Annotated in this window: 21 protein-coding genes; 11 read left to right on the top strand and 10 right to left on the bottom strand. The window is 43.4% G+C overall.

Annotated features, from left to right (window positions below; all coding sequences use genetic code 11):
• Positions 1-56 precede the first annotated feature (56 nt).
• On the top strand, positions 57-572 hold the full coding sequence (locus QO189_RS06080; protein WP_371531971.1) for a L,D-transpeptidase family protein: 516 nt from the start codon (positions 57-59) through the stop codon (positions 570-572).
• A 231-nt stretch (positions 573-803) separates the two neighbouring features.
• Here the strand turns inward: QO189_RS06080 and QO189_RS06085 are convergent, their stop codons facing one another.
• Positions 804-2390, bottom strand: a complete 1587-nt coding sequence (locus QO189_RS06085) for a CYTH domain-containing protein (protein WP_371531972.1) — start codon at positions 2388-2390, stop codon at positions 804-806.
• A gap of 154 nt (positions 2391-2544) precedes the next feature.
• Positions 2545-4131, bottom strand: a complete 1587-nt coding sequence (locus tag QO189_RS06090; RefSeq protein ID WP_371531973.1) for an isocitrate lyase — start codon at positions 4129-4131, stop codon at positions 2545-2547.
• Positions 4132-4784: 653 nt separating this feature from the next.
• Between QO189_RS06090 and QO189_RS06095 the strand changes: the two genes are divergently transcribed.
• Entirely contained in the window at positions 4785-5774 is a 990-nt protein-coding gene (locus tag QO189_RS06095) for a LysR family transcriptional regulator (protein WP_058025743.1), read from the top strand.
• Between the two features lie 362 nt (positions 5775-6136).
• On the top strand, positions 6137-7510 hold the full coding sequence (locus QO189_RS06100) for an NAD-dependent succinate-semialdehyde dehydrogenase (protein WP_371531974.1): 1374 nt from the start codon (positions 6137-6139) through the stop codon (positions 7508-7510).
• A 174-nt stretch (positions 7511-7684) separates the two neighbouring features.
• Here QO189_RS06100 and purN read toward each other — a convergent pair whose 3' ends face one another.
• Together purN and purM are read right to left on the bottom strand one after the other, a co-directional pair.
• A complete protein-coding gene (gene purN, locus QO189_RS06105; protein ID WP_371531975.1) occupies positions 7685-8377 on the bottom strand; it encodes a phosphoribosylglycinamide formyltransferase in 693 nt (230 codons plus the stop codon).
• A complete protein-coding gene (gene purM / locus QO189_RS06110) occupies positions 8377-9426 on the bottom strand; it encodes a phosphoribosylformylglycinamidine cyclo-ligase (protein ID WP_371531976.1) in 1050 nt (349 codons plus the stop codon). The genes purN and purM overlap by 1 nt, the downstream gene beginning before the upstream one ends.
• A gap of 323 nt (positions 9427-9749) precedes the next feature.
• Here purM and QO189_RS06115 point away from each other — a divergent pair, with 323 nt between their 5' ends.
• From QO189_RS06115 to QO189_RS06125, 3 genes are all read left to right on the top strand, one after another.
• Positions 9750-10856 (top strand): AI-2E family transporter, encoded by a 1107-nt coding sequence (locus QO189_RS06115; RefSeq protein WP_201599510.1) that lies wholly within the window; start codon positions 9750-9752, stop codon positions 10854-10856.
• 316 nt (positions 10857-11172) lie between these two features.
• Positions 11173-11976, top strand: a complete 804-nt coding sequence (hda, locus tag QO189_RS06120; protein WP_371531977.1) for a DnaA regulatory inactivator Hda — start codon at positions 11173-11175, stop codon at positions 11974-11976.
• Between the two features lie 103 nt (positions 11977-12079).
• The gene (locus QO189_RS06125) at positions 12080-12781 is read left to right on the top strand and encodes a DUF2057 family protein (RefSeq protein WP_371531978.1); all 702 of its coding nucleotides are present in this window, start codon (positions 12080-12082) and stop codon (positions 12779-12781) included.
• 119 nt (positions 12782-12900) lie between these two features.
• Here the strand turns inward: QO189_RS06125 and QO189_RS06130 are convergent, their stop codons facing one another.
• Positions 12901-13386 carry a Dps family protein gene (locus tag QO189_RS06130; protein WP_201599508.1) on the bottom strand — a complete coding sequence of 162 codons (486 nt, stop codon included), beginning with the start codon at positions 13384-13386 and terminating at the stop codon, positions 12901-12903.
• A 246-nt stretch (positions 13387-13632) separates the two neighbouring features.
• Positions 13633-14292: a YcxB family protein gene (locus QO189_RS06135; RefSeq protein ID WP_371531979.1), complete on the bottom strand. Its 660-nt coding sequence runs from the start codon at positions 14290-14292 to the stop codon at positions 13633-13635.
• A gap of 485 nt (positions 14293-14777) precedes the next feature.
• On the opposite strand from QO189_RS06135, the gene serS reads away from it, so the two are divergent.
• The 5 genes from serS (at position 14778) to QO189_RS06160 (ending at position 20419) form a co-directional block, all read left to right on the top strand.
• Positions 14778-16064: a serine--tRNA ligase gene (gene serS / locus QO189_RS06140; RefSeq protein WP_371531980.1), complete on the top strand. Its 1287-nt coding sequence runs from the start codon at positions 14778-14780 to the stop codon at positions 16062-16064.
• Between the two features lie 13 nt (positions 16065-16077).
• Complete coding sequence (locus tag QO189_RS06145) at positions 16078-16458, top strand: hypothetical protein (protein ID WP_371531981.1); 381 nt, start codon at positions 16078-16080, stop codon at positions 16456-16458.
• A gap of 93 nt (positions 16459-16551) precedes the next feature.
• Positions 16552-18549: a transketolase gene (tkt, locus tag QO189_RS06150; protein ID WP_371531982.1), complete on the top strand. Its 1998-nt coding sequence runs from the start codon at positions 16552-16554 to the stop codon at positions 18547-18549.
• A gap of 271 nt (positions 18550-18820) precedes the next feature.
• Positions 18821-19363: a hypothetical protein gene (locus QO189_RS06155; RefSeq protein WP_371531983.1), complete on the top strand. Its 543-nt coding sequence runs from the start codon at positions 18821-18823 to the stop codon at positions 19361-19363.
• Between the two features lie 60 nt (positions 19364-19423).
• A complete protein-coding gene (locus QO189_RS06160; RefSeq protein ID WP_371531984.1) occupies positions 19424-20419 on the top strand; it encodes an NERD domain-containing protein in 996 nt (331 codons plus the stop codon).
• 12 nt (positions 20420-20431) lie between these two features.
• Here QO189_RS06160 and QO189_RS06165 read toward each other — a convergent pair whose 3' ends face one another.
• From QO189_RS06165 to QO189_RS06180, 4 genes are all read right to left on the bottom strand, one after another.
• Positions 20432-21403 (bottom strand): peptide ABC transporter ATP-binding protein, encoded by a 972-nt coding sequence (locus tag QO189_RS06165; RefSeq protein ID WP_371531985.1) that lies wholly within the window; start codon positions 21401-21403, stop codon positions 20432-20434.
• Positions 21400-22473: an ABC transporter ATP-binding protein gene (locus tag QO189_RS06170; RefSeq protein WP_371531986.1), complete on the bottom strand. Its 1074-nt coding sequence runs from the start codon at positions 22471-22473 to the stop codon at positions 21400-21402. Before QO189_RS06170 ends, QO189_RS06165 begins: the two co-directional genes overlap by 4 nt.
• 1 nt (position 22474) lies before the next feature.
• Positions 22475-23389: an ABC transporter permease gene (locus QO189_RS06175; protein ID WP_114700463.1), complete on the bottom strand. Its 915-nt coding sequence runs from the start codon at positions 23387-23389 to the stop codon at positions 22475-22477.
• Between the two features lie 133 nt (positions 23390-23522).
• A complete protein-coding gene (locus tag QO189_RS06180; protein WP_114700462.1) occupies positions 23523-24539 on the bottom strand; it encodes an ABC transporter permease in 1017 nt (338 codons plus the stop codon).
• Between the last annotated feature and the right edge of the window lie 80 nt (positions 24540-24619).

The following is a 24619-nucleotide window of genomic DNA, read 5'->3' on the forward strand; positions in this document are numbered from 1 at the left end:
GTTTTACCAATTACCTTAACAGTTATCTTATGGATGACTGATGGCGGGAAGCATTTATGACGAATAATGAAACTTTTAATAAACATCTAGTGATCAACATTGCTAAGCAAACATTAACAGTCCATAAGCAGCAAGCTGAGGTCACTGAATATACTGTCTCTACGGCAAAAAATGGCATTGGTAGTCAGCAAGATAGCGGTTGCACGCCACTTGGTCAGCATATCATTGCAAAAAAAATAGGCGGCAGTGAGCCTATGAATGCTGTGTTTGTGGGGCGGGTACCAACTGGCGAAGTATATGATGCTGTTCTTAGCACGTTACATCCTAAGCGTGATTGGATACTGAGCCGTATTCTTTGGTTGAGCGGTTTGGAAGAAGGCTCGAACAAGGGTAGCAATAGTAAAGGCGGCTGTGATACTTATGAGCGCTACATCTATATCCACGGCACACCAGATACTGAGCCGATGGGTATACCGCTTTCACATGGCTGTATACGTATGCGTAATACAGATATCGTGGAATTATTTGAGCAAGTAGAAGAGGGTATGCCAGTAATGATCGTTGCAGATTAACTAAGATTAATCGTACTTATTATTTCTAAAGCATATTTATTTATCGGTATTTGAGCCCAAAAAATCCGATGACGGCTAAGGATGGTAGTGAAAGGTATAAATATTGAACAATAAGATCAAAGCGAAAAATAAAATGGTGTATCTATAAAAAAGGACAGCTTCATTGATAAAAGCTGTCCTTTTTACTAAGCGATGTATTTTTACCGAGGTATCTTTACCGAGTCATACGTTTTACCAAAATGTTGAGCTGTCTTTAAATTTGGCCAAACGCGTTTCGATATAACTTGGGTCATCCGTAAGCATGGCAGCAAACCAACCTGCACCGTATAGGGCATTAATATCTGTGGTCGATTTTAGCGCGTAAAGCTGTTGATATTGATTGTCATCATTGCGTTGCTCTAGCGCTATTTGCGCTTTTATCAGACGCTTTAACCAACGCTTGGTTTTCTTCTTGGTTTTTTTCTTACTTAACAAAGGCGCAGAAAACTCACTTATGTAGCGTAGCGCTTTTAGGTGATCGCATAGTAGCGCTTCGTCCTGATTATCCTCAGAGATATCCGTATCAACATCTACATCATCGCTCACAATCTCGGTATCACTTACTGCATCAGTTTTTTTATCTGCTTTGAGGCACTTCTTATATTGTTTCGATAAAATTTTTGCTAGCTCGTCGAGAGCGAGTTTATCCGTTTGAGGCTCAATACTAGGGTCACTCATGGTAAAGGCAATCAGCTCTAACAAGGTTAGCTGAAAGTCATTGGCTTGCAGTGTATTGATCGGTGTGATTTTTATATCTTCGATATCTGTTGTCCAGTCAACAGCAGGGGCTCCGAGTGCCTGTAGCTCAGGTTCGATATAGGCCTCGATATGAGCGAGTTGGTAATAATTGTCAAGCAACGTCGAGGTTTGCTTTAGTATCGGTAGCCATTCTGGGTTGATTTCATCAGAAAAGTCAGCAAATGCGGTTAATGCAGCTTGCATACGATCAATACCGATGCGTGTTTGCAAAATATGCTCGTGATCAATGCTTCCAGCGACGATAGCACTGCTATTCGGTAATATCTGTAACAGACAGTTATGTACGGCTGCTCGTATAAAGGCGGGCATGCTACTGTCTTTGTTCACATCTAGTTGGCTTAGGTCAGCGCCAACTGCTGGACTGTGTTTCTGTCCATTGATGAGCAAGCCACCGTTCTCAGCTTTGGTCACGGTAGATAGACACAGCTTGTAGCGTTTGCACCATGTTTTGGCTGTCGTAAATAGAAAATCTAAATCTCCTGACACCAATTCGAACTCTATCTCCTGAATGGTTTTTCGCTGAGAGTCGTCAGTACCATGGATAATTTCTCCATGATCGTAAGCCATCTCGATACAACTATCAGTTTCATCATCATTATCTTCTGTCAGTAAGCGCGTGGTGCGCTCGACGTCGGTGACATACAGTTGTGTTAGGTTTTTTGACAACTTTTTGAGTTTAAAGTCAGCCAGCGCAGAGGCGATTGGAGTTTCTGCATATATCGTCAAATCAGGCATCAGCTCGTTATTATCAAGCATTTCCTGTACTTGTTTGTCGTCTAACACAGCGTTGTGCTCCAAACGAGCGGCAATGCCATCGCCACCAGCTTTGATGGTTTGTACCCATGTATCGCCTTCTTTGCGAATACGCAGACCGATACCTGCCTGTGCAAGCTGCTGATCAGGGGTATCGTAATAGTGTGCAGCCAGTGGTGTCACTTGTGATGATTTAACTTTTGCTTGACGCATTAAACCTTTTAGACGTGACTCTGGTACCAAAAACTTCAGCTCTATCTCTTGCATATTGGCTCCTAATAATTCTGACTGATGGCTTTGATTTAACTTTTGCTTGATAATTATTAGTCTACCACTCTCTGATTATTTAAACCGCAATAAAAAACCGCCCTACATGATGTAGGACGGTTTTTTTAAATACATGCTGCTAGTCTGTCGGTTATTAGAACTGGTTCATCGTGTTCTTACCGCCGCCAGCTTTCAGTGCGTTGTCACCTGAGAAGATTTCTTTGTGGTCATCGCCAAGGTCAGAACCAGCCATTGCTTGGTGCTTAACACAAGAGATGCCTTCACGGATTTCTTTACGTTGTACGCCAGCTGCATAAGCAAGCATGCCTTCTTCACCGAAGTAGCCTTTAGCAAGTTCATGAACGCTAAGTGCAGTCGTATGATAAGTTGGTAGCGTGATTAAGTGATGGAATACACCAGCTTCACGTGACGCATCACGTTGGAAGTTCTTAGCGGCAACGTCAGCTGCTGCATCAAGCTCAGTACCGTCGTAATCAGCACTCATCAAGTCATCTTTATTGTATGCAGAGATGTCTTTGCCCTCGGTTTCCCACTGTGCGATAACTTGCTTACGGAAATTAAGCGTCCAGTTGAACGATGGGCTGTTGTTGTATACAAGTTTCGCTTTAGGCTGTTGCTCTTTGATACGGTCAACCATTGATTTGATGTGTGCAACGTCTGGAGTCGGTGTTTCGATCCATAGTAGGTCAGCGCCGTTTTCTAGAGCAGTGACACAGTCAAGTACAACGCGGTCGATGTTAGTCTCTTCACGGAATTGATATAGGCCGTTAGGTAGACGAACTGGACGTACTAGTTTGCCGTTGTGCTTAAGTAAGCTATCGTTTTCTTTGGCATCTTCAAGAGATACTTCTTCCATTTCGATGAAATCGATGTATTTAGAAGCAAGGTCGCCTGGCTCATTTGATACTGGGATTTTTTGCGTGAGTGATGCGCCCTCAGAGTCAGTACGAGCAACGATAACGCCGTCTTCAACACCAAGCTCTAAGAATGCATAACGGATAGCGTTTAGCTTAGAGATGAAATCTTCATGCGGTACGGTGACTTTACCAGCTTGGTGACCACATTGCTTAGCATCAGATACTTGGTTTTCAACCTGAATGGCACAAGCACCAGCTTCAATCATTTGCTTAGTCAATAGGTAAGTGGCTTCTTCGTTACCGAAACCTGCATCGATATCTGCAATGATTGGCACAACATGCGAATCAAAGTTTTCGATTTTTTCTAAGATTGCTGAAGTGTCTTGGCCCGCTTCTTCAGCAGCGTTTAGCTCACGGAAGTAGTCGTTCAATACTTTAGCATCAGCTTGACGTAAGAACGTGTAGATTTCTTCGATTAGTTTAGGCACTGACGTTTTTTCGTGCATAGATTGGTCAGGTAGTGGACCAAACTCAGAACGTAGCGCCGCTACCATCCAACCTGAAAGATAGATATAAGTTTTAGAGGTAGTGCCGAAGTATTTTTTCTTGGCATACATGGTTTGCTGTGCCACAAAACCATGCCATGCACCTAGAGACTGTGTGTACTGAGACGTATCATTGTCATAATCTTCCATGTCTTGACGCATGATTTTTGCAGTATACTTTGCGATATCCAAGCCCGTTTTAAAACGGTTTTGTGACATCATACGTGCGGCATCAGTCTCGCTAATGTTCTGCCAGTTGCCGTGCTTTTGCTTTAATTCACGTACTAGGTCGATCGCTGATTTATATGCAGTTGACATCTATAGTCTCCTTGGTAGGGTGTAAAAAATAATAAATTGAGCGTTAAAATAATAATTTGTGTTGTCAATAAACTTGGTAGTGGTGGTATCAATACCTCGTAAAGGCCTTCTTTACCCTAAACAAACCTGTGCATGAATACAAGAAGATTGCTGAACTCAGCAGTTGACAAATAATTGCTGATTTATAGTGTTGATTCAGCTTGTCCACGTCTATCAAAGGTGTTTGAGCATTTAATAAACAGCGTTGTCATAATTAGCAACAAGAGATGTTACAATTATACTGACACTTGGTAGTGTTTCACTGTCGAGATAAACCATTACTATGCTATTTAACTATGTTGTTTTTTGGACGATAACCCGTTCATAAAACTCAGGTTTGTGGTCTGTACCGCAAATCCTTTATGGAACTCACTATAACTGCCTTACCAAGATTTATCTAATTTATGATACTTATCTTTAGTATTTTTATAGGTTATAATGTAGTTATAACAGTATCTTATGGTGATGGAATTGAGTTATGCTGAGTATCTTTTGCGGTAAAACCAATAAAAATTCGCAAAATTATGCTGTCCTAGATCGAAAATCACCATTTCAGCACTGATAATACCAAGCGTGCCGTGGTGCTTATTTTTTAAAAGCTAAGAGAAATACATATGAATTTGCAGCGGGTTGATTTAAATTTATTAGTTCATCTAGATGTGTTGCTACGAGAAAAAAACGTCACTCGCGCAGCTGAGCAGCTTGGTATCACCCAGCCTGCCATGAGCAATATCTTGCGCCGTCTGCGTAAGTTATTTAATGATCCGTTGCTGGTGCGCTCCTCTGAAGGGATGACACCGACTGAGCGCGCCCTTGAGTTGCAGCCACGCATCCGTGAAATACTTGCAGATTTGACTCAAGTCCTAGAGCCACGCACTGAATTCCGTCCTTATAGTACGTCACGCGTTTTTCGTATTATGACGTCAGATTATGCTGAGGCGACTTTGGTACCGAAGCTAGTAAAAGCACTACGTTCGGAAGCACCCAACGTTATCTTAGATTTTTTGACGCCCTCAGATGTCTCTTATCGCGATATGGAGCAGGGGCGTGTTGATTTGGCGATCAATCGTTTTAATGAGATACCACAAAGCTTTCATCAGGTTTTGGTATGGCGTGATACATTTAGTTGTTTGTTATCGTCTGAAAGTCCTTATGCCAATCGTTTTAATCTGAAAAACTATCTAAAAGCACAGCATGTTTGGGTATCTAAAACAGGGATGGGCGTAGGATTTGGGGTTAACCCAGAAAAATCAGGTGGCCTAGGGTCTATTGATCAGGCATTGCAACGCTTGGGCCAAAAACGCCAAATTAGCGTCTTCACCCGCCACTATCAGATGCCAGCCATGCTTGCCGCAAATAAAGATTTGATAGCGACATTGCCAACCCGTGTGGCAAGAATGCAGGCCAATAACGACAGTATCATGATGGAAGAACCGCCGTTTTTTATTCCTGAGTTTGAGCTGACCATGGCATGGTCACCATTGTTACAGCATCATCCTGCTCACCGTTGGTTGCGTCAATTAATCATGCATGTGGCACGGCAAGTAGTGGCTGAGGAAGAAAATCCACCACAAGAAATACCTGTCATTAATCATTTGTTTTAACAAGGTTCTTTACAAAGTAGTAAGTATTTTATGGTGAACAATTAGCTTACTTTGAATATTACTGTTTAACCTGTATTTGGTGTATTCAGCGAACTAAACCAGCCATTAGGCTGGTTTTTTCGTTTAGTATTGCTATGTAGTCTTATTCAATATTTAGCTATTCTTAATAAGACAGTCACACTATTAACATCTTCAACACACTTCACAATATATTGTAAAACTCTTCGCCAAATACCTTGTTATGATAGGTGCAGATAGAAAACAACTTATCAATTTATTGAATTGTTCTATCGACGCAATACCAAACAATTAAAAGTGACAATAATACTAAATACATAAAATTAAATAATAAGGACATCCACATGTCAGATATTACTACTGTTAACCCAGCAACGGGCGAAGACATTAAAAATTATGATTACATGAGCAACGACGAAGTTAACAAGATTGTTGATGCGTCACACAATGCATTTTTAGAATGGCGTACTGTGAGCCATGAAGAACGCGGACGTGTTATCAAATCTATCGGTGACAAGCTGATGGATTATAAGGAAGAGCTATCTAAGCTTATGACCGAAGAGCGCGGTAAGCTATATGGTCAAAGTCAGCAAGAAGTCGATCTCTGTAAAGCAATTTGTGACTACACGTCTGAAAATGGTGTCGCTGCGCTTGCGGATGATGAGCGAGATATCGAAAACATGAAAAAAGGTATCGTGACTTATCAGCCAATCGGCGTCATCTATGGTATGCAACCTTGGAACTTCCCAGCGTATCAAGTATTCCGTTATGCCATTGCTAATTTGATGGCAGGTAACAGCGTTTTACTTAAACATGCAGCGAACGTCACAGGTTCTGGATTATTGATTGAAAAAATATTCCATGAGTCTGAATTGCCAAATGATTTATTCCGTACGATTTTGATTGATCATGATCAATCAGAAAAATTGATCGAAAATGACAAAGTACGCGGTGTAACGCTCACAGGTAGCGATGATGCTGGTCGTATTGTTGGTCAACAAGCGGCCAAAGCAATCAAAAAGTCAGTATTAGAGCTTGGTTCAAATGACGCCTTTATCGTACTAGAAGACGCCGATATCGAAACCGCCGTAGAGACCTGTACCCAAGCCCGTTTAATCAATAACGGTGAGACTTGTGTAGCAGCGAAACGCTTCATTGTCGTTGATAGCGTCTATGATGAGTTCCGTAAGCGTATCGTAGAGAAGTTTGAAGGTACAAAATCTGGCGATCCAATGGATGACAGCTCAGACATCGGTCCATTAGCGCGCAAAGATTTGCAAGAAAAACTGCATGAGCAAGTAGAAGACAGCTTGAAAAAAGGCGCGACGATAGCCGTTGGTGGTCAACTACCAGAAGGTAAAAGCAGTTATTATCCAGCGACTATTTTAGAAAACGTTGAGAAAGGTCAGCCTGCTTATGACGACGAGCTGTTTGGTCCAGTAGCCTCGCTCATTCGTGCGAAAGACCAAGACGATGCGATGCGCATTGCAAATGACAGTCGTTACGGCCTAGGTGGCGCTATCTTCTCAAAAGATGAAGAAAAAGCGATTCGCCTAGCCAGTGAACAATTCGATACTGGTATGGTGTATATCAATGGTTACGGTCTTGCCAATCCTGCATTGCCATTTGGTGGTGTGAAGAACTCAGGCTATGGTCGTGAGCATGGTGGATTTGGTATCAAAGAGTTTGTAAACATTAAAGCAGTACATGTATTTTAAGAAGATAGAAATTTATCATGAATGACCATTTATACTCTTTTATAGGTGGTCATTGAATAAGAAAAGCCCAGCTACTCATTGCGAGTAACTGGGCTTTTTGTTGTTTTATACCGTAAAAAATGGCTTAAACAACCAAAGGTTTTATCTGTCTATATGTTATGCATTACTTATATTTTATGAAGTAATAAATAACTGCAAAGGTAGGGTTGGTAAGTAGTTTGTAGCCTGTGAGGAGGTGCTATCTACCTCAAGTGACAAGACGTTTTTTGCTAGCAGCAGTATCGTCCACGGTAAAAGCTTGTGCTCAAGCTTCTGTACTCGTGACTGTAAGCTCTCTGCTGTATCGTTGATATCGACACTTAGTACGGCCTGAGTCAATACCTGACCTGCATCTAGCTCCGCTGTCACCTTATGAATGCTGCAGCCATGATAGCGATCACCTGCTTGCAATACTCGCTGATGCGTATCTAGCCCTTTATAAACTGGCAATAGAGAAGGGTGCAAGTTAATCATCGGTGCAGGCGCATTATCGATAAATGAGCCACTCAATACACGCATGAAACCAGCCAAAACGATCAGATCAGGTTGCCATGCAATGAGCTGCTCGTTTGCATGAGCCTCAAAGGTCTTAATACCCATGCGTTTGCCACTCGCAACGTGCGACAAGACAGCAACTGGAATATTGGCATCTTTAGCACGTGTCAACGCATAAGCATCTTCACGGTTACTAATGACACCAACGATTTCAATCGGTAGCGCACCTGCTTGCATGGCATCTATGAGCACTTGCAGGTTGCTACCACTTCCTGAGACCAAAACGGCAATACGTAATGGCTTGATAGGTTGGCTTGTCTGATCAATTGACATTAACGGTATACCACGGCATCGGCTTCACGTTTGACCATTTCACCCAGTTGCCAAGCGTTCTCACCAGCGTCATTTAGTGTCTTGATGGTTGCTTCCGCTTTGTCTTTAGGAACGACAATGACAAAACCAACACCGCAGTTGAATGTGCGGTACATCTCACTTTGTGCGATATTGCCTTGGGTCTGTAGCCAAGTGAATAGCTCTGAGAACTGCCAGCTGTTTGTATCAATGCTGGCCGCTAGGTCATCAGGCAATACGCGTGGTAAGTTATCTGTTAAGCCGCCACCTGTGATATGTGACATCGCATGGAATGCTGAACTACCAAGGGTGTCCTGTAGCGCCTTGATGGCTTTTACATAGATGCGAGTAGGCGCCATAAGAGCGTCTTGAATAGGCTGACCATCTAGTTGCTCATCGCTGTTGGTCACGTCAATACCGCTGACTTCAATAACTTTTCGTACTAGTGAGTAGCCGTTTGAGTGTGCCCCACTTGAGGCAAGTGCAATCAATACATCACCTTCTGCGACATTTTCACCGGTGACAACTTCGGCTTCTTCAACTACGCCCACGCAGAATCCAGCGAGGTCATAATCGTCGTCTTGATACATACCTGGCATTTCAGCAGTTTCACCGCCGATAAGCGCACAGTTAGCAAGTTTACAACCATCGCCAATACCAGTGACCACAGTCGCAGCTACATCAACATCCAGCTTGCCTGTTGCGTAATAATCTAAGAAAAATAGTGGCTCTGCACCGCAAACCAACAAATCGTTGACACACATCGCGACCAAATCAATACCGATGGTATCGTGACGATTGAGCTGCAATGCCAATTTTAGTTTGGTGCCCACACCATCAGTACCAGACACCAATAACGGAGAAGTGTAACCTGTTGGGATACGGCATAACGCACCAAAACCGCCAAGTCCACCCACGACTTCAGGACGAGTAGTGGCTTTTGCAACGGACTTGATTCGCTGAACCAAAGCATCGCCTGCATCGATATCAACGCCGGCGTCTTTGTAGCTTAAAGAAGGCTTGTCACTCATAGTCATCTCACAGTTGGGGATAGATAATTGGAATTAAAAAGTAAGGGAGTCAATCGCGCTAAAATCAGCGAGATAAAGTTTAAAGGCAAAGTTTAAATATAATGCGCGCATTATACCCAAAAACAGACCGTACTCGCAAAGCAACTTGCCAATATTTGGCTAAGATTTGCATTAAGTGGTAAATAAGCGGTTAAGAAACAAAAAATGACTGATTTTTTGTTGTACTCTGCGATAATAAAACGCTAAATTTACGACTCCTGACGGCTCAAGTACCGCAATTTTTGTCACTATCTTAAATCAGCCCACGTATAGGATTACTTATCATGATGAACCAACCAATCGACCCTTTTTTCAGACGTTTATTTATCGTCGTCGCTTTGGTTGTGGCGCTGTTCCTTCTCTACCTGATGATACCAGTCATTGTGCCGTTTATATTTGCTTTTATGCTGGCTTACTTGTTCAATCCTTTGGTAAAGCGATTGTCAAAACATCTCAGACGTTGGATCGCAATTATTATTGTTTACTCTACCATCACTGTAGGGATGGCGCTATTGCTCTGGTGGTTGGTACCGACATTGTGGCATCAGCTACAAGCCGCTTGGGAGTATCTACCTAAGATATCTGGCTGGTATAACCAAGTAGTACGAGAGTGGTTCAACAGCAATACTCGTTTTCAATTGCCTGTCTTAGAGTCTAAGGATTTTTCTGAGACGCTGGTCGAGTATATGCAAACAAATTATAAGTTTGCTGATGCCAGTACCATGATGAGTCAAGTACTGACTTCAAGTATGAACTTTATTAACAGTGCAGGACTGATCGTGTTGGTGCCAATTTTAACGTTTTATTTTTTGTTCAATTGGGATCAGCGTTTACAGACGTGGAAGATGGCGATACCGGGAGCATACTGTAAACAAGTCATTGGCATCGCCAAAGAGTGCGATCAGGCTTTAATGGCGTTTATTAAAGGCCAGTTGTTAGTGATGGTGCTGCTGGGTGCTATTTATGCAATACAGCTGCAGCTTATTGGACTAGAGCTTGGACTTATCATCGGTATGGTGGCTGGTATTGCTAGCTTTGTGCCTTACTTGGGTTTTGGTATTGGATTTGTAGCTGCTATCATCGCCTGCTTGTTTCAGTTTGGGTTGGATTGGACCTATCTGTTATTGGTCGTTGGGGCATTTTTAGTCGGACAAGCCGCAGAAGGTTATATTCTGCAGCCGCTACTATTAGGTGATAAGATTGGTTTATCACCATTATGGGTTATATTTGCGGTATTGGCAGGCGCCAGTCTATTAGGTTTTGTGGGTATGTTAATCGCGCTACCGGTCTCTGCTGTCTTGAATGTATTGTTCCGCCACCTATATGCGTATTATCGTACGACAGATTTTTATAAAGGTCGTAAACAACTGCTATTGTTTGAGAAGAAGTAAATATTCTATTATTGAATATAGTGAGCGGATAGCGTACAAATGGGAAGCACAAAGCAAATGATTGATAAGGCTTAGTAGGTAAAAGACTTGTCAGTCATTTTGCAAATATGTTATATATAGTCGCAGTGTTGATCGTATCAGCCGTTGCTATATTTTTTATCAAGATTAGCCTGATTAAGGCAATTCATCCATCATAAAAAAGCTATATATCCACTGCACACATTTTTATCAGGTAGTATGGATAGTACTGAATAGCAATTTATTCCTTTTTCTACTGCACTTTTATATTGCATTACGCAACACGAGTTGATGATTCATGGCAGAAGCACAGCTAAGTCTCAATCTGGACATTAAGCATGATGCAAGTCTCAGCGACTTTGCCGGTCCCGGTTGGATGTCTATTATTGATGCAGTGCGGCAATTACATGTCGGCCTGATCGGTCAGTTATACCTGTTTGGTAGCCCTGCGACGGGTAAGTCTCACTTGCTCTCCGCTATTTGTGAGTCATTTATTGAAATGGACAAATCAGCAATTTGCTTGTCACTCAATGAATTGATCCATACCGATGTCCATGTACTATCTTCTTTAGAAAACTTTGATCTGATTGCTATCGATGATTTAGAGGTGCTTGAGCAAAGTAGCCAGTGGCAAGAAGCGCTATTTCATCTGATCAACCGTAGCCGCGAAGGTCAGCGCCAGCTTTTATTTGCGGCCAATAAGCCAGCAGGTGACTTGCCGTTTCAACTCAGAGATTTATTAACGCGTTTGGCACAAGCACCAGCTTTTAAAGTGCCTACTGGTCATGAATTAGCAGACCGTCAAGCATTGCTTCAGTCCATTTTGCGTCGGCGCGGCTGGCAATTTGATGATCGCATTATCAATCATTTATTGACTGAAGGGCCACATCGTATCGGTGCAATGATGGAAGTGCTTAATTATATTCAGCCAATGTTCTCTAACCTTGGCCGTAGCAATATATCAAAAGCGGTGATCAGTGACGCATTACGTACCATTGATGAGCAAACACTCGCAGCAGAGCTGGCTGATATAGCCCAAGAGACGCAAGTAGACAATGAGACGACGGATCAAGACCAACATACGATGCCACTTGATTTTTAGTCGTAAAACTTTTAATCGTAAGACTTTTAGCAGCAAAAATACAAATAACAGTAAGAATACGAACTTTTTATCCAACCTGCTTTGACTATTAATGGAATAACCTATGAAATCGAATGCTTCTTTGCTAAAAAAATTGACTATTGGTATGTTGTTTGTGGGTGCGACCTCAGTCTCTATGATGTCACAAGCCGCTGTGACGCTATTGGTTGATGACCATATCAAAGTGACTGCCATCAATGGACAAGAAGTTCAGCAGAGCGCTTTTCAGCCATTAACTAAGAAGTTCACGCTCCAGCCAGGTCAACACGCTATCACTGCTAAGTATGATCGCTTATATAACTTGCTACGTGATGAGCATGATTACCTGCGTTCAGGTAACGTCAGCGTGACGGCGGAATTGGCAGATAACCAAACGTATCGTTTGACAATGCCGAACCAGCCAGAAGATTACGAAGCCGCTAAAGATTATGCTAAGCAGCCAACACTCGCTATTCAGCAGAACAACACGGTTATCGCAAGCCAACAAGGTATGGCTGGCAATCAAGGTGGACTACTTTCAGGGCTTGGTAAGGCGCTAGGTGGTGTGTTTGGTGGGGCGGGCGATGCCGAGCTACAAAATCAACGTGCGATTGCTGCGTTAGATCAACCAGCAGTAATGCCAAACAATGCTAATGTTGGTACGACCAATATCAAGCAAACTACGAGTGTGAATACCTCTACCAATACCTTAGATTCATTTATGCAGATTTGGCTACAAGCAACGCCTGCTGAGCGTGAAAAGATGCGTCAATGGATTCAACAGTAAATCAATCTGTTACAGATTGCTGAGCATAAAAAAGCACCCAATTGGGTGCTTTTTTATGGTTCTAAATTTTACTGTTATTTGGCTTAATTTAAGCGATATATAATCAGCTTAATAAAGTATTAACCCAAAAAGGCATTGTACATCCATACCAGTTTCTCTTGCTCTTGTACGTATGCATCGACCAGATCAGCGGTACCTTGATCATCGCTTTCTGCTGCTAATGAAGATACTTGACGCTGCTCGGCAATTAAGGCTTGTAAACCAGTTACTACGCCTTTGACACAAGATGTACCATCTTTGACGTTTTTGTCTTCGCTGATGCTCGTGTGTTGTACAAAATCGCTATAAGCGTGAAGTGGTGTACCACCAAGAGTCAAGATACGCTCAGCGATCTCATCAATCTGTAACTGCAATGCTGTGTATAATTCCTCAAACTTTGGATGCAAAGTAAAGAAATGCTCGCCTTTTACATTCCAATGATAGCCACGTACGTTTAAGTAAAACACATGATACGTTGATAGCAGATTGTTTAATTGAGCGATGACTTCGCTCATGTCAGCTTTTTCTAGACCGATCTGGTTAGTAGCGTTATTAGTATTACTCATAATATTGTCCTTATAGTGTGAGTGTTGTTATATGAAACTAAAGAAAGAAGAGTAGAAGTATAAAAATATCTTAACTTTTATTACTATCTATCAATGTAAGCTCTATCTCTTCCTTTGATGCTTATAATAATAGCAAACTATCATTAATAAGTTAAATATAATAAATGCAATTTTACGATTGGTTTTATAAAACTATAATTGAGTCTCTCTATCGCTTTTCTAAACGATAGAGAGAGCTGATAACCGTTATGCTGGCGGCTGCAATTTTTCAGGATTTAAGCCTTTGACCGGAACCACTTCTTGTAAATGTTGACGTACCGTATCGATAGGGAATTTTTGCGCTTGCAAACGTTTCGGAAGGATTTGGCTACCTTGTTGACCTTTCATCTCAAACATCATAAAGATATAGTCGTCAGTCTCATCCCAGCTCTTGATAGCAGTCCACGGAATAACGGCTTGCTGAGTCGCACCTGCACGCATTTGCATACCGCGCATTTGCGAGTTTTTCATCATCTCAGGCTGGTTGCTTGGCATTGCCATGACCAGACCATGTTTTTGTACACCAAGCTTCATTTGGCGCATTTCATCTGGCATCTCTTGATCAGCAATTTGTTTTTCAAACTCTCTTTTTACATACCACCTAAAGCCTAAAGTACGCGCCAAAAGATAAATCACCACACCAACGAGCATTAACCAAAAAATGATGGTTGAGTAGCCTGTTACAAAGATCAATCCTGCAATAGCGAGTACCACAACCACAGCCATAATGATCCATTCTTTGGTCTTAAAGCTCGACAGACCAAAAGAGGGGCTGGCACTGGCAAACAGTTCATATTGGGCTTGAAGGAATTCAGCTTCAGTCAGGTTTAAGGCGACAGGTTGGAGCGTGTAAGGATACAGGGCCATAAAGGTTTCTCAGATGCTTGTGTTAAAAGTGTTGGGTTTACATCGCCAAAGCCAAGTCGTGATGTACTACTTGGCTGTAGGTAAATAAAGGTATGCGCTTATCTTACCGAAAAGTACTCTTAAATGAAACATATAAGCGGATCTGTTCACTGATAGCGGCGATATTAATGGCTTTAATAAAGGTAGATGAGCCTTATTAAAGTAAGTTGAACTTTAGGATATGCATTTCCGGTAAGTATAACTGGCTATGGATAATGAAAGTAGTAGCCCAAAATCATGCTAAAAGCGCTCAAAAAAGCTCAAAGCATGGTCAAATCTGCTGGGTCTTGGTATGATAGCGGCACCCATATAGTTTGATAAAAAATATGGCAGCATGGCAAGATAGTTATTGAGTTATCAAGCTTTGCAATAAGTATAAGCTGACCAATAATTATACTAATAATGTTTAAACTTCTTATTCACTCTTAGTGTTACAGGCAACTATTATGATAGATCCAAAACTCTTACGCGGCGATTTAAGCGATTTACAGCAACAACTGGCCACTCGTGGCTATACGCTTGATATGGAGTTTTGGCAGTCGATTGAATCCGAGCGCAAGTCTCTACAAGTCAAAACTGAAGAGTTGCAATCGCGCCGTAACGCTGGGGCTAAGCAAGTCGGTGCTCTCAAAAAATCAGGCGAAGATGCCAGTGAGCTATTGGCTGAGATGCAAAGTGTCAGCGGTGAGATCAAAGCTGCTGAAGACGAGCTACGCACCTTACAAGAGCGACTGACTCAAGCGGCGCTACAGATTCCGAATATACCAGCGGCAGATGTACCAGTCGGTACGTCAGAAGACGATAACGTAGAAGTGCGTAAGTGGGGCACGCCGCGTACGTTTGATTTTGAGATTCAAGATCACACCCATATCGGTGAGACACTTGGCATGCTGGATTTTGAAGCAGCAACCAAACTAACGGGTAGCCGCTTCAATGTGCTAAAAGGTCAATTGGCGCAGCTGCACCGCGCACTGATTCAATTTATGTTGAACACGCATACGATGAAATATGGCTATCTTGAGACCTATGTGCCTTATATCGTCAATAGCGATAGCCTAAAAGGGACGGGTCAGCTGCCTAAGTTTGAAGAGGATTTGTTTAAGCTAAGCAATCACACGAATAATGATGAGATGGATTTTTATCTAATTCCAACTGCTGAAGTACCAATGACCAACTTGGTACGCGGCGAGCGTTTGGATATCAAAGAGCTACCGCTAAAATTCACCGCACATACGCCATGTTTCCGTAGTGAAGCGGGTTCGCACGGGCGTGATACTCGCGGCTTGATTCGTCAGCATCAGTTTGAAAAAGTGGAAATGGTCAATGTTGGCACCGCAGAGCAATCTGATGATTTGCTAGAGGCGATGACAGGGCAGGCCGAATATATCTTGCAGCAGCTTGAGTTGCCATACCGTACAGTACAACTATGTACGGGTGATATGGGTTTTGCCGCACAAAAAACCTATGACATCGAAGTATGGTTACCAAGCCAAGACACCTATCGTGAAATCTCTAGCTGCTCTAACTGTGGTGACTTCCAAGCGCGCCGTATGGGTACGCGTGTCAAAGATGGTAAGCAAACTAGCTTGGCTCATACTTTAAATGGTTCAGGTCTAGCAGTTGGTCGTACGCTGCTCGCCGTGATGGAAAATCATCAAAATGCGGATGGTAGCATTACGATTCCAGAAGTATTGCGTCCGTTTATGGGCAGTGCTGAGCGCATTGAAATCTGAGAGTCATGACATCATGAATACTTTGTCTATAGTTGATGAACTAAATTACTCACAATTTCTCATCTATGGTCAAAGTACAGGCGACGATTTGTTAGGCTTTGAAATAGATGCCAATCTATCTTTCTGTTGTATGGAAAATAATGTTGGCTGCGATTTTCTTGATCAAGAACGCCATGATGATACGAATTGCATGCTTACGTTACGCTGCAAATTTGCAAATAACGTAAGCTATCAGCAAGTGGCAGATTATTTAGAGAAGAAATGGCTTCAACATGTCTGCTATCGAGAGTTTGAGAAGCATCATATTGAGGTCGTTAACGGCCAATTGATTTTTTATTATGTGACCCGATCAAGTCGTGGACTAGGAGTAACAGGGAAAATTGTTGCTACTTAGTTTATAATGAGCCACCTATTTAGATATCTAAGCAAATTCAGTTCAATAACCTTTTTTAATCAAATAAACTTTCCTTTAATATTAGGACACGCTATGCCCACCCCAATTAACGAACGTAAACTAGCCAATGCCATCCGTGTACTGTCGTTTGACGCGGTTCAAAAAGCCAACTCTGGACATCCGGGTGCGCCAATGGGTATGGCTGATATTGCCGAAGTTTTGTGGCGCAAATTTTTGAAGCACAATCCAGCAGATCCTAATTGGCACAACCGTGATCGCTTTGTACTGTCAAACGGTCATGGCTCGATGCTTATTTATTCATTGCTACATTTATCAGGTTATGATGTGAGCGTTGATGACCTAAAAGGTTTCCGTCAGCTGCATTCAAAAACTCCAGGCCATCCTGAACTTGGTTACACGCCTGGTGTAGAAACGACTACTGGTCCACTAGGACAAGGTATTGCTAATGCCGTTGGTTTTGCAATCGCAGAAAAAACTTTAGCCGCACAGTTCAACCGCGACGGTCATAATATCGTTGATCACCATACCTATGCATTCTTAGGCGATGGTTGCTTGATGGAAGGTATCAGTCATGAAGTGTGCTCGCTCGCTGGCACGTTAGGTCTTGGCAAATTGGTATTCTTTTATGATGACAATGGCATCTCAATCGATGGTAATGTTGAAGGTTGGTTCACTGATGATACCGAAGCGCGCTTTGAGTCGTACGGCTGGCAAGTCATCAAAGTCGATGGCCATGATACCGATGCGATCACGCAGGCAACTGAGCAAGCCATTGCAGAGACTGCTAAGCCAAGCTTAATCATCTGCAAAACTACAATCGGTGCTGGTAGCCCAAACAAACAAGGCCTAGCGGCCAGTCATGGCGCACCACTTGGTGATGATGAAATTGCCTTAACGCGTGATGCATTGTCTTGGAAACATGCGCCGTTTGAATTAGATGACGAAATCTATGAAGCATGGGATGCTAAAGCCAAAGGCGACGTACAGCAAAAGAACTGGGATGCGGATTTTGAAGCGTATAAAAAAGCCTACCCAGAGCTTGCTGCAGAACTATCACGCCGTCTAAATGGCGAGCTGCCTGCTGACTTTGCTAGCCAAGCGCAAGCCTACATTCAGCAAACGCAGGAAGCGGGCGGTGATGTCGCTAGTCGTAAAGCCAGCCAAAATGCTATCAACAGCTTGCAGCCGTTGTTGCCAGAACTATTGGGCGGTTCAGCGGATCTTGCAGGCTCAAACCTCACGCTATTTAAAGGCGCGAAAGGCATTGAGAAAGACGCTGACGGCAACTACATCTACTATGGCGTACGCGAGTTCGGTATGACTGCGATTGCCAATGGTATTGCACTACACGGCGGCTTTATCCCTTACGTAGCGACGTTCCTCATGTTTATGGAATACGCACGTAACGCGGTACGCATGGGCGCACTGATGAAGCAGCGCGTCATCCATGTCTATACGCATGATTCTATCGGTCTGGGTGAAGATGGCCCAACGCATCAGCCAGTTGAGCAATTGACTAGCCTACGTACTACGCCAAACTTACGCACATGGCGCCCGTGTGATGCGACTGAATCTGCAAGTGCTTGGGTAGAAGCGATCAAATCAGAAAATAACCCATCAGCATTGATCTTTAGCCGTCAAAGCTTGCCACATCAAGCACGTGATAGCGAGCAAGTCGCGAACATCACCAAAGGCGGTTATGTGCTAGCTAAAGAGAAAGGCGAGCTACAAGCCATCATCATCGCCACCGGTTCAGAAGTTGGCCTAGCGATGGAAGCGTACGAGACACTTAGCGCAAATGGTGTTGGCGTGCGTGTAGTGTCTATGCCATGTGCAGAGATTTTCGTAGAGCAAAATGCTAGCTATCGCGAAGCCGTATTACCAGCGAATATCCGTGCTCGCGTCGCAGTAGAAGCCGCGCATGTAGATTACTGGTATAAGTTCGTTGGTCTAGATGGCAAAGTCATCGGTATGACCACTTATGGCGAATCTGCTCCTGCTAGCGATCTATATAAAGAGTTTGGTATCACGACTGATGCTGTGGTCGAAGCGGTAAATAGTTTGGTGTAATACACCTAACTGAGTGAGTATTTAAAAAAAGAGCCATCAGAGAAATCTGGTGGCTTTTTTTATGGCTTAATCTTTGGCTTTTCTTTTGGTCTGCTTTCATCAATATGGCTATCGGTAAAATAACTGCTGCAATCAGTACTAAATTCTATGCCTCAACATGATGATTTAGTGGTAAATTAGAATGGACTGATTACTCACGAAGCTAAGTTTTACTTCTTGTGCAGCTCTCATATAAACATAAATTATATGACTATAGAACTGGAAAAATTAGATGGATAGTATCGAACTGGCAAATGCTATTACATGGCTAAAACAGATTGAACTAAGTGAGGGCTTGATAGCAGCCTGCATAATCGGAATATTTGGACTATGCGGTATTCTCATTACTCAGAGATCTGAACGTAAAAAAGAGTATGAAGCCTTTTTAAGAATAAAGTTTGAGGAAGTGGTTTTTAGACTGGTTGATTTTGCAGCCATTATTCAGGAAGTTCAATCTAAAAGTTTTTCAAGTAACTGTGATGAAGATATAGATGTTGATGAATTTTACAGAGAAGGTGGCAAGATAGAAATATTAATAGCTTTATATTTTCCAGAGCTTGAGAAAAAATATGAGTTGTTTTTAAATGCAGGGGGAGACCTGATAAATGCACAGCATGAATATGAAACTAATCCTAACGATAGTACTTTAGATGTACTTAAACAGATTGATGAAGAATATGATCAGGTTTATAAGAGTTTTTATAAACATATCAAATCATGTTCTTCTACTTATGCCAAGCCTTTAAAGCATCGCAAGAAAGTGCTGATTAATTAAATTTAAAGAGTTTTGGTATTACGCTTAGTACATTCTATAACCATTCTAAAGATCGCTATTATGTCCCTAAAATCCAGCTTTAAAGGTTTCCTAGGTGAAACTGTCATCAACGTCGCCATGTGGCTTAAGCTTGAAAAAGATGTTTATCACCGATTAAATGGTATTACTTTGCCAAGAGCAAATGGTGGTAGTACGCAAATCGATCACGTCATCGTTTCCGTACACGGCATCTTTGTGATTGAAACCAAAAACTATAAAGGCTGGATATATGGTAGCGAGAACCAAAAACAGTGGACACAAGTTTTCCAAAATGGAAGTAAATTTAAATTCCAAAATCCATTGCGCCAAAACTACTTGCACATTAAGACGCTCGCAGATTTATTAGGCTTGGAGCTGAGCTACTTCCATTCAATGATTGCTTTCATCGGTGAGTGCGAGCTAAAAACCCGCGACCAGTTGCCCGAGCATGTATTGACGAGTGGTATGGTCTCGTATGTAAAGAAAAAGCAAAATAAGATACTCACTGAAGATGAGGTTGCATCTATCGTTGAGCAGATTAATAGAAATAGATTTAGTAAGTCTTGGCGTACCAATAGAGAGCATAAAGCCTACCTAAAAGATAAGCATAGTAATCCAAGCAAGAATACTGATAACCCTACACTTGAACCAACAGTAAGAGAAACCCCTAACAGAGCCACACTGGAAAGTAGAGAAGTGCATCAATGGTCTGTTCAGACTAAAATTGACCCTAGCGAGTTACCAATTGACAGTCTGAATACTCAGCAGACAATCACGCCGCATAACAGTATGTCGCATGATATGGCCAATAAAGTGTTTATGACGCCGTTTGAGGTTGTAGAATCTGAGCCAAAAGTGAATAAACCTGAGATACTTAAGGCGGCAGACAATGCCGCTAATCTCGTCCAAATACCAACCTGTCCAAGATGCAATGGCGAGATGGTTGAACGCATCGCAAAAAAAGGCGCACGCCAAGGACAGTCCTTTTATGGGTGCGCGCAGTTTCCTAAGTGTCGCGGTGTGGCAGATATTGCTTAACCGTTAGTCACCTCAACCATATATCTCTTCCAAGCGTAAACAAGCAACCAATCGACCATCCCATTCGCGCAGTTGCGGCTCTACTTCGCTACATTGCGAGGTAGCATATGGGCAGCGTTTATGTAGCGCACAGCCACTTGGTGGATTGAGCGGACTTGGTAGCTCACCTTGTAGGGTTAAATCGTTTTTATGACCATTTACCGTGGGTGCAGCTGCCAGTAACGCGATGGTATACGGATGTTTTGGCGCATTATAAATGGCTTCTTTAGGACCGTGCTCGACCGCTTGACCCAAATACATCACCATCACATCGTCAGCGACATGGCGTACTACTGACAAGTTGTGTGAGATAAAGACGTAAGCGGTACGATACTCATCCTGTAAGTCCATAAATAGATTTAAGACTTGCGCTTGAATGGACACATCGAGCGCAGATGTGGGTTCATCAGCGACGACGATTTTAGGATTGAGCATCATGGCGCGAGCAAGGGCAATCCGCTGGCGCTGACCACCCGAAAACATATGTGGAAAACGCCCAGCATGTTCAGGACGTAGGCCGACATTTCTCATCATCTCGTTGATTTTGTCACGCTTTTCTTCTTTAGACAGATTGGTATGAATATCCAACGGTTCCGTCAGTTGATAGGCGATAGTATGACGCGGATTCAAGCTACCATAAGGGTTTTGGAAGACCATTTGAATTTCGGTACGTAAGTCTTTGAGCGCCTTTCTACTATAGCCAGTGGTGCCTTCATCATTGATAAATAACTCGCCTTGCGTAGGCGCTTCGATCAGCGTCAGCTGGCGGGCAAGGGTGGATTTGCCGCAGCCGGATTCACCAACGACTGCCAGTGTCTTGCCAGCTTCAAGCTCGAATGAGATACCGTTTAGGGCTTTGACATACGCTTTTGGTTTACCCAGTCCTTGTGATACTGGGTAATGCTTGTGTAGATTGTCTGCTTTTAAAACCACTTTATTACTCATACTTGTGACTCCAAAATAGCAGCGTGAGAGATAGGGGTGCGAGAAGAGGGATCAGCATGAATACAGCGTACCTTACCATTTGGTGTATCCAAAATAGGCGGCGGTACGTCACACGCTGGCTCTTTGTACGGGCAACGAGGAGACAATAAGCAACCGCTTGGGCGATCATATTGGCTTGGTACGACACCGGGCAAGCTGTTCAATCGATCTTGTCCGATAGCCAGCTCAGGGATAGCTTGTAATAGCGCCTCTGTATAAGGGTGTGCAGGATGTTGAAAAATCTCTGGCACGGTACTGGTTTCCACCACTTGTCCAGCATACATGACCGCGACATCACGTGAGTTTTGTGCGACAAGGCCTAGGTCATGAGTAATCAAAACCATCGCCATTTGTTTTTCGCGTTGCAATCGACCGAGCAAATCCATAATCTGCGCTTGTACGGTGACATCAAGTGCGGTAGTTGGTTCATCGGCGATGAGCAGTTTTGGTTCGCAAGCAAGCGCCATCGCAATCATAACGCGCTGGCTCATACCGCCTGAGAGTTGATGCGGGTAGACTTTGAGTCGGTTTTTGGCGTCAGGCATTTCGACCAACTCTAACAGCTCTAATATGCGTGCCTGTACTGCCGAGCCTCGCAAGCCTAGATGCTTGCGCAGTACTTCACCCAGCTGCATCTCAACGGTAAAGCTTGGATTGAGGCAAGACATTGCGTTTTGAAAGATCATGGAGATGTCTTTGCCAATGATGCCGCGTTTTTCTTTGGCAGGCATACTGATCATGTCTTTATTATCAAACATCACCCGCTTGGCACGGACGGTCGCGGACGGCGGCAGTAGCCCCATCAGCGCCATCATCGTGACCGACTTACCTGAGCCGGATTCACCCACGACAGCGATGACTTCACCTTGTGTGATTTTTAAAGATACATCATCTACAGCGCGAAAGGCACGCTTTCCTTGACCAAAAGTGACCGACAGATTTTCGATGTCTAATAACAACGGCGCGTCTTTTGTTGATGCGCCATTCATAGAAGTATGAGTGGTAGGCGTTTTAATTAAAGGATCAGTCATCTTAGGTCACCTGCTTTAATTTGGGATCGAGCGCGTCACGCAGGCCATCACCCGTCAAGTTAATCGACAATGCAGCCAAGAAGATAGCGACACCTGGCCAAATAGCGAGCCAAACATTGCTTTGAATGTATTGACGAGCCGTACCGAGCATCGCGCCCCATTCAGCATCAGGTGGCTGTACACCAAACCCTAAGAAACCAATCGCACCCGCTTCTAAAATAGCAGAAGAAAAAATCATCGTTGCCTGTACGATGAGCGGTGCCATACAGTTGGGCAAAATAGTGATAAACAATAGGCGCAGTACGCCAGCACCCATCACTTGCGAAGCGATAAAGTACTCACGTTGCAACTCTACCATCGCGGTGGCGCGAGTCAGACGAATAAAAGGCGGCGTACAGACCAAAGCGATGGTAATAATCGTATTGGTCATAGATGGGCCTAAGATAGCAGCAATTATGATGGCTAAAAGCAAGCTTGGATAAGACATCAAAATATCATTGACCAGCATGACCGCTTTGCCCCAAACCTTGGGCCAAAATGCGGCACTAAGTCCTAATGAAATACCGACTAGCATCGCAAGGGTCGTCGCGCTCAGACCGATAAATAAAGAATAACGCGCGCCATACATCACCCGAGACAAGGTATCTCGTCCAGCATCATCAGTGCCTAGCCAAAACATCGCATCACCACCACTTAAAAAGGCTGGCGGCAGCTGCTCTTGGCCGGTAAACAATTCATAAGGGTCATGGGGTGCAATAGTGGGCGCGAGTATGGCAATGATGACCATCAATGCCAATACAATAAAACCAAGTACCGCGCCTTTATTGCGACAAAACGTCGATAAAAATAGCTGCCAAGATGATGGCGGTGTAGCGGCCATGAGATTGACATCAGAGGGGAGAACAGAAGGCTTCATGAGCAGTTCCTATAGTGGCTAGCGCAGTGACAGTTTTTAGAATTTTGTTCCTAAAAAAGTACTAAGCATTGCTAAAACATCACTTCAGCGCCAATCATCACTATTTATAATATGAGTATTTATCAATGTGACATTAAGAAGTATGTCGAATACGTGGATTGATCAGACCATACAAAATATCAATAAATAAACTGACCAAAATCAAGGCAGTGGCGACCAACAAGATACCGTTTTGCACAATGGGGTAATCACGAGTGAAAAAGCCATCGAGGAGCCAATTACCAACGCCCGGCCAGCTAAAGATAGTCTCAGTGATAATCGCGCCCGCAAGCAGCGTCGCCATTTGTAAGCCAACCACAGTGACCACGGTAATCAACGCATTACGCATCACGTGTATCATTATCACGCGGCGTGGTGATAAGCCTTTGGCTCGAGCCGTACGCACATAGTCTTCATCCAACACCTCTAACATCGCAGAGCGTGTCATCCGCGCGATCATGGCGAGCGGAATAGTCGATAAGGCAATTGAAGGCAAGATAAAGTGTTTGACCACATTCCAGAATGCGCCAGGTTCTCCTGAGGTGAGAGAGCCGAGTAACCATGAACCGTATAGTGGTTGGACGTCTAAGAACTGTGCGACAGAAATTACCCCAGCAACGGGTAAAAGGCCAAGATAGTGAGCGAATATACCCGTTAGGATAGGTCCCAATAGATAGATCGGCATCGAGTATCCTGCCAGTGCTCCTGACATCAGGGTATAGTCAATCCAAGTACCACGGCGTAAGGCGGCAAAAATACCTAAGCTCACACCAATGACACTAGCAATGACAATCGCGCACAACGCCAACTCTAAGGTTGGTACGAAGTGAGCAAAAAAGTCTTGTAATACAGGAGAACGAGTACGGAAAGACTGACCAAAGTCACCAGTCAATATACCCGTCAAATAGTCCCAGTATTGGACAACGAGTGGTTTATCTAATCCAAGCCTTTCTAAGGCGCGGGCATGTAGCTCTGGATCGACCATACGCTCACCCATCATGATCTCGACAGCATCGCCCGGTACGAGACGAATCAACGTAAAGGTTGATAGCGTGAGGCCAAGATAGACAGGAATGAGAATGGCAATACGGCGCAGAATATAAAGTAGCATGGGCTGCTCAGTAGTTTTGATTCAATGAGTGGAGTGGTAGCAATGAATGAAGTCGTCCGTGACCATGCATTTAAGTCATA

Origin of the sequence: Psychrobacter sp. Arc29, from assembly GCF_041431175.1 — a bacterium.
In the GTDB taxonomy this organism is placed as follows: Bacteria; Pseudomonadota; Gammaproteobacteria; order Pseudomonadales; family Moraxellaceae; genus Psychrobacter.

Bases quoted from the DNA above. Each gene is read 5' to 3' on its own strand.
- QO189_RS06080 (WP_371531971.1), top strand. From the start codon at position 57: ATGACGAATAATGAAACTTTTAATAAACATCTAGTGATCAACATTGCT.
- QO189_RS06085 (WP_371531972.1), bottom strand. From the start codon at position 2,390: ATGCAAGAGATAGAGCTGAAGTTTTTGGTACCAGAGTCACGTCTAAAA.
- QO189_RS06090 (WP_371531973.1), bottom strand. From the start codon at position 4,131: ATGTCAACTGCATATAAATCAGCGATCGACCTAGTACGTGAATTAAAG.
- QO189_RS06095 (WP_058025743.1), top strand. From the start codon at position 4,785: ATGAATTTGCAGCGGGTTGATTTAAATTTATTAGTTCATCTAGATGTG.
- QO189_RS06100 (WP_371531974.1), top strand. From the start codon at position 6,137: ATGTCAGATATTACTACTGTTAACCCAGCAACGGGCGAAGACATTAAA.
- purN (WP_371531975.1), bottom strand. From the start codon at position 8,377: ATGTCAATTGATCAGACAAGCCAACCTATCAAGCCATTACGTATTGCC.
- purM (WP_371531976.1), bottom strand. From the start codon at position 9,426: ATGAGTGACAAGCCTTCTTTAAGCTACAAAGACGCCGGCGTTGATATC.
- QO189_RS06115 (WP_201599510.1), top strand. From the start codon at position 9,750: ATGATGAACCAACCAATCGACCCTTTTTTCAGACGTTTATTTATCGTC.
- hda (WP_371531977.1), top strand. From the start codon at position 11,173: ATGGCAGAAGCACAGCTAAGTCTCAATCTGGACATTAAGCATGATGCA.
- QO189_RS06125 (WP_371531978.1), top strand. From the start codon at position 12,080: ATGAAATCGAATGCTTCTTTGCTAAAAAAATTGACTATTGGTATGTTG.
- QO189_RS06130 (WP_201599508.1), bottom strand. From the start codon at position 13,386: ATGAGTAATACTAATAACGCTACTAACCAGATCGGTCTAGAAAAAGCT.
- QO189_RS06135 (WP_371531979.1), bottom strand. From the start codon at position 14,292: ATGGCCCTGTATCCTTACACGCTCCAACCTGTCGCCTTAAACCTGACT.
- serS (WP_371531980.1), top strand. From the start codon at position 14,778: ATGATAGATCCAAAACTCTTACGCGGCGATTTAAGCGATTTACAGCAA.
- QO189_RS06145 (WP_371531981.1), top strand. From the start codon at position 16,078: ATGAATACTTTGTCTATAGTTGATGAACTAAATTACTCACAATTTCTC.
- tkt (WP_371531982.1), top strand. From the start codon at position 16,552: ATGCCCACCCCAATTAACGAACGTAAACTAGCCAATGCCATCCGTGTA.
- QO189_RS06155 (WP_371531983.1), top strand. From the start codon at position 18,821: ATGGATAGTATCGAACTGGCAAATGCTATTACATGGCTAAAACAGATT.
- QO189_RS06160 (WP_371531984.1), top strand. From the start codon at position 19,424: ATGTCCCTAAAATCCAGCTTTAAAGGTTTCCTAGGTGAAACTGTCATC.
- QO189_RS06165 (WP_371531985.1), bottom strand. From the start codon at position 21,403: ATGAGTAATAAAGTGGTTTTAAAAGCAGACAATCTACACAAGCATTAC.
- QO189_RS06170 (WP_371531986.1), bottom strand. From the start codon at position 22,473: ATGACTGATCCTTTAATTAAAACGCCTACCACTCATACTTCTATGAAT.
- QO189_RS06175 (WP_114700463.1), bottom strand. From the start codon at position 23,389: ATGAAGCCTTCTGTTCTCCCCTCTGATGTCAATCTCATGGCCGCTACA.
- QO189_RS06180 (WP_114700462.1), bottom strand. From the start codon at position 24,539: ATGCTACTTTATATTCTGCGCCGTATTGCCATTCTCATTCCTGTCTAT.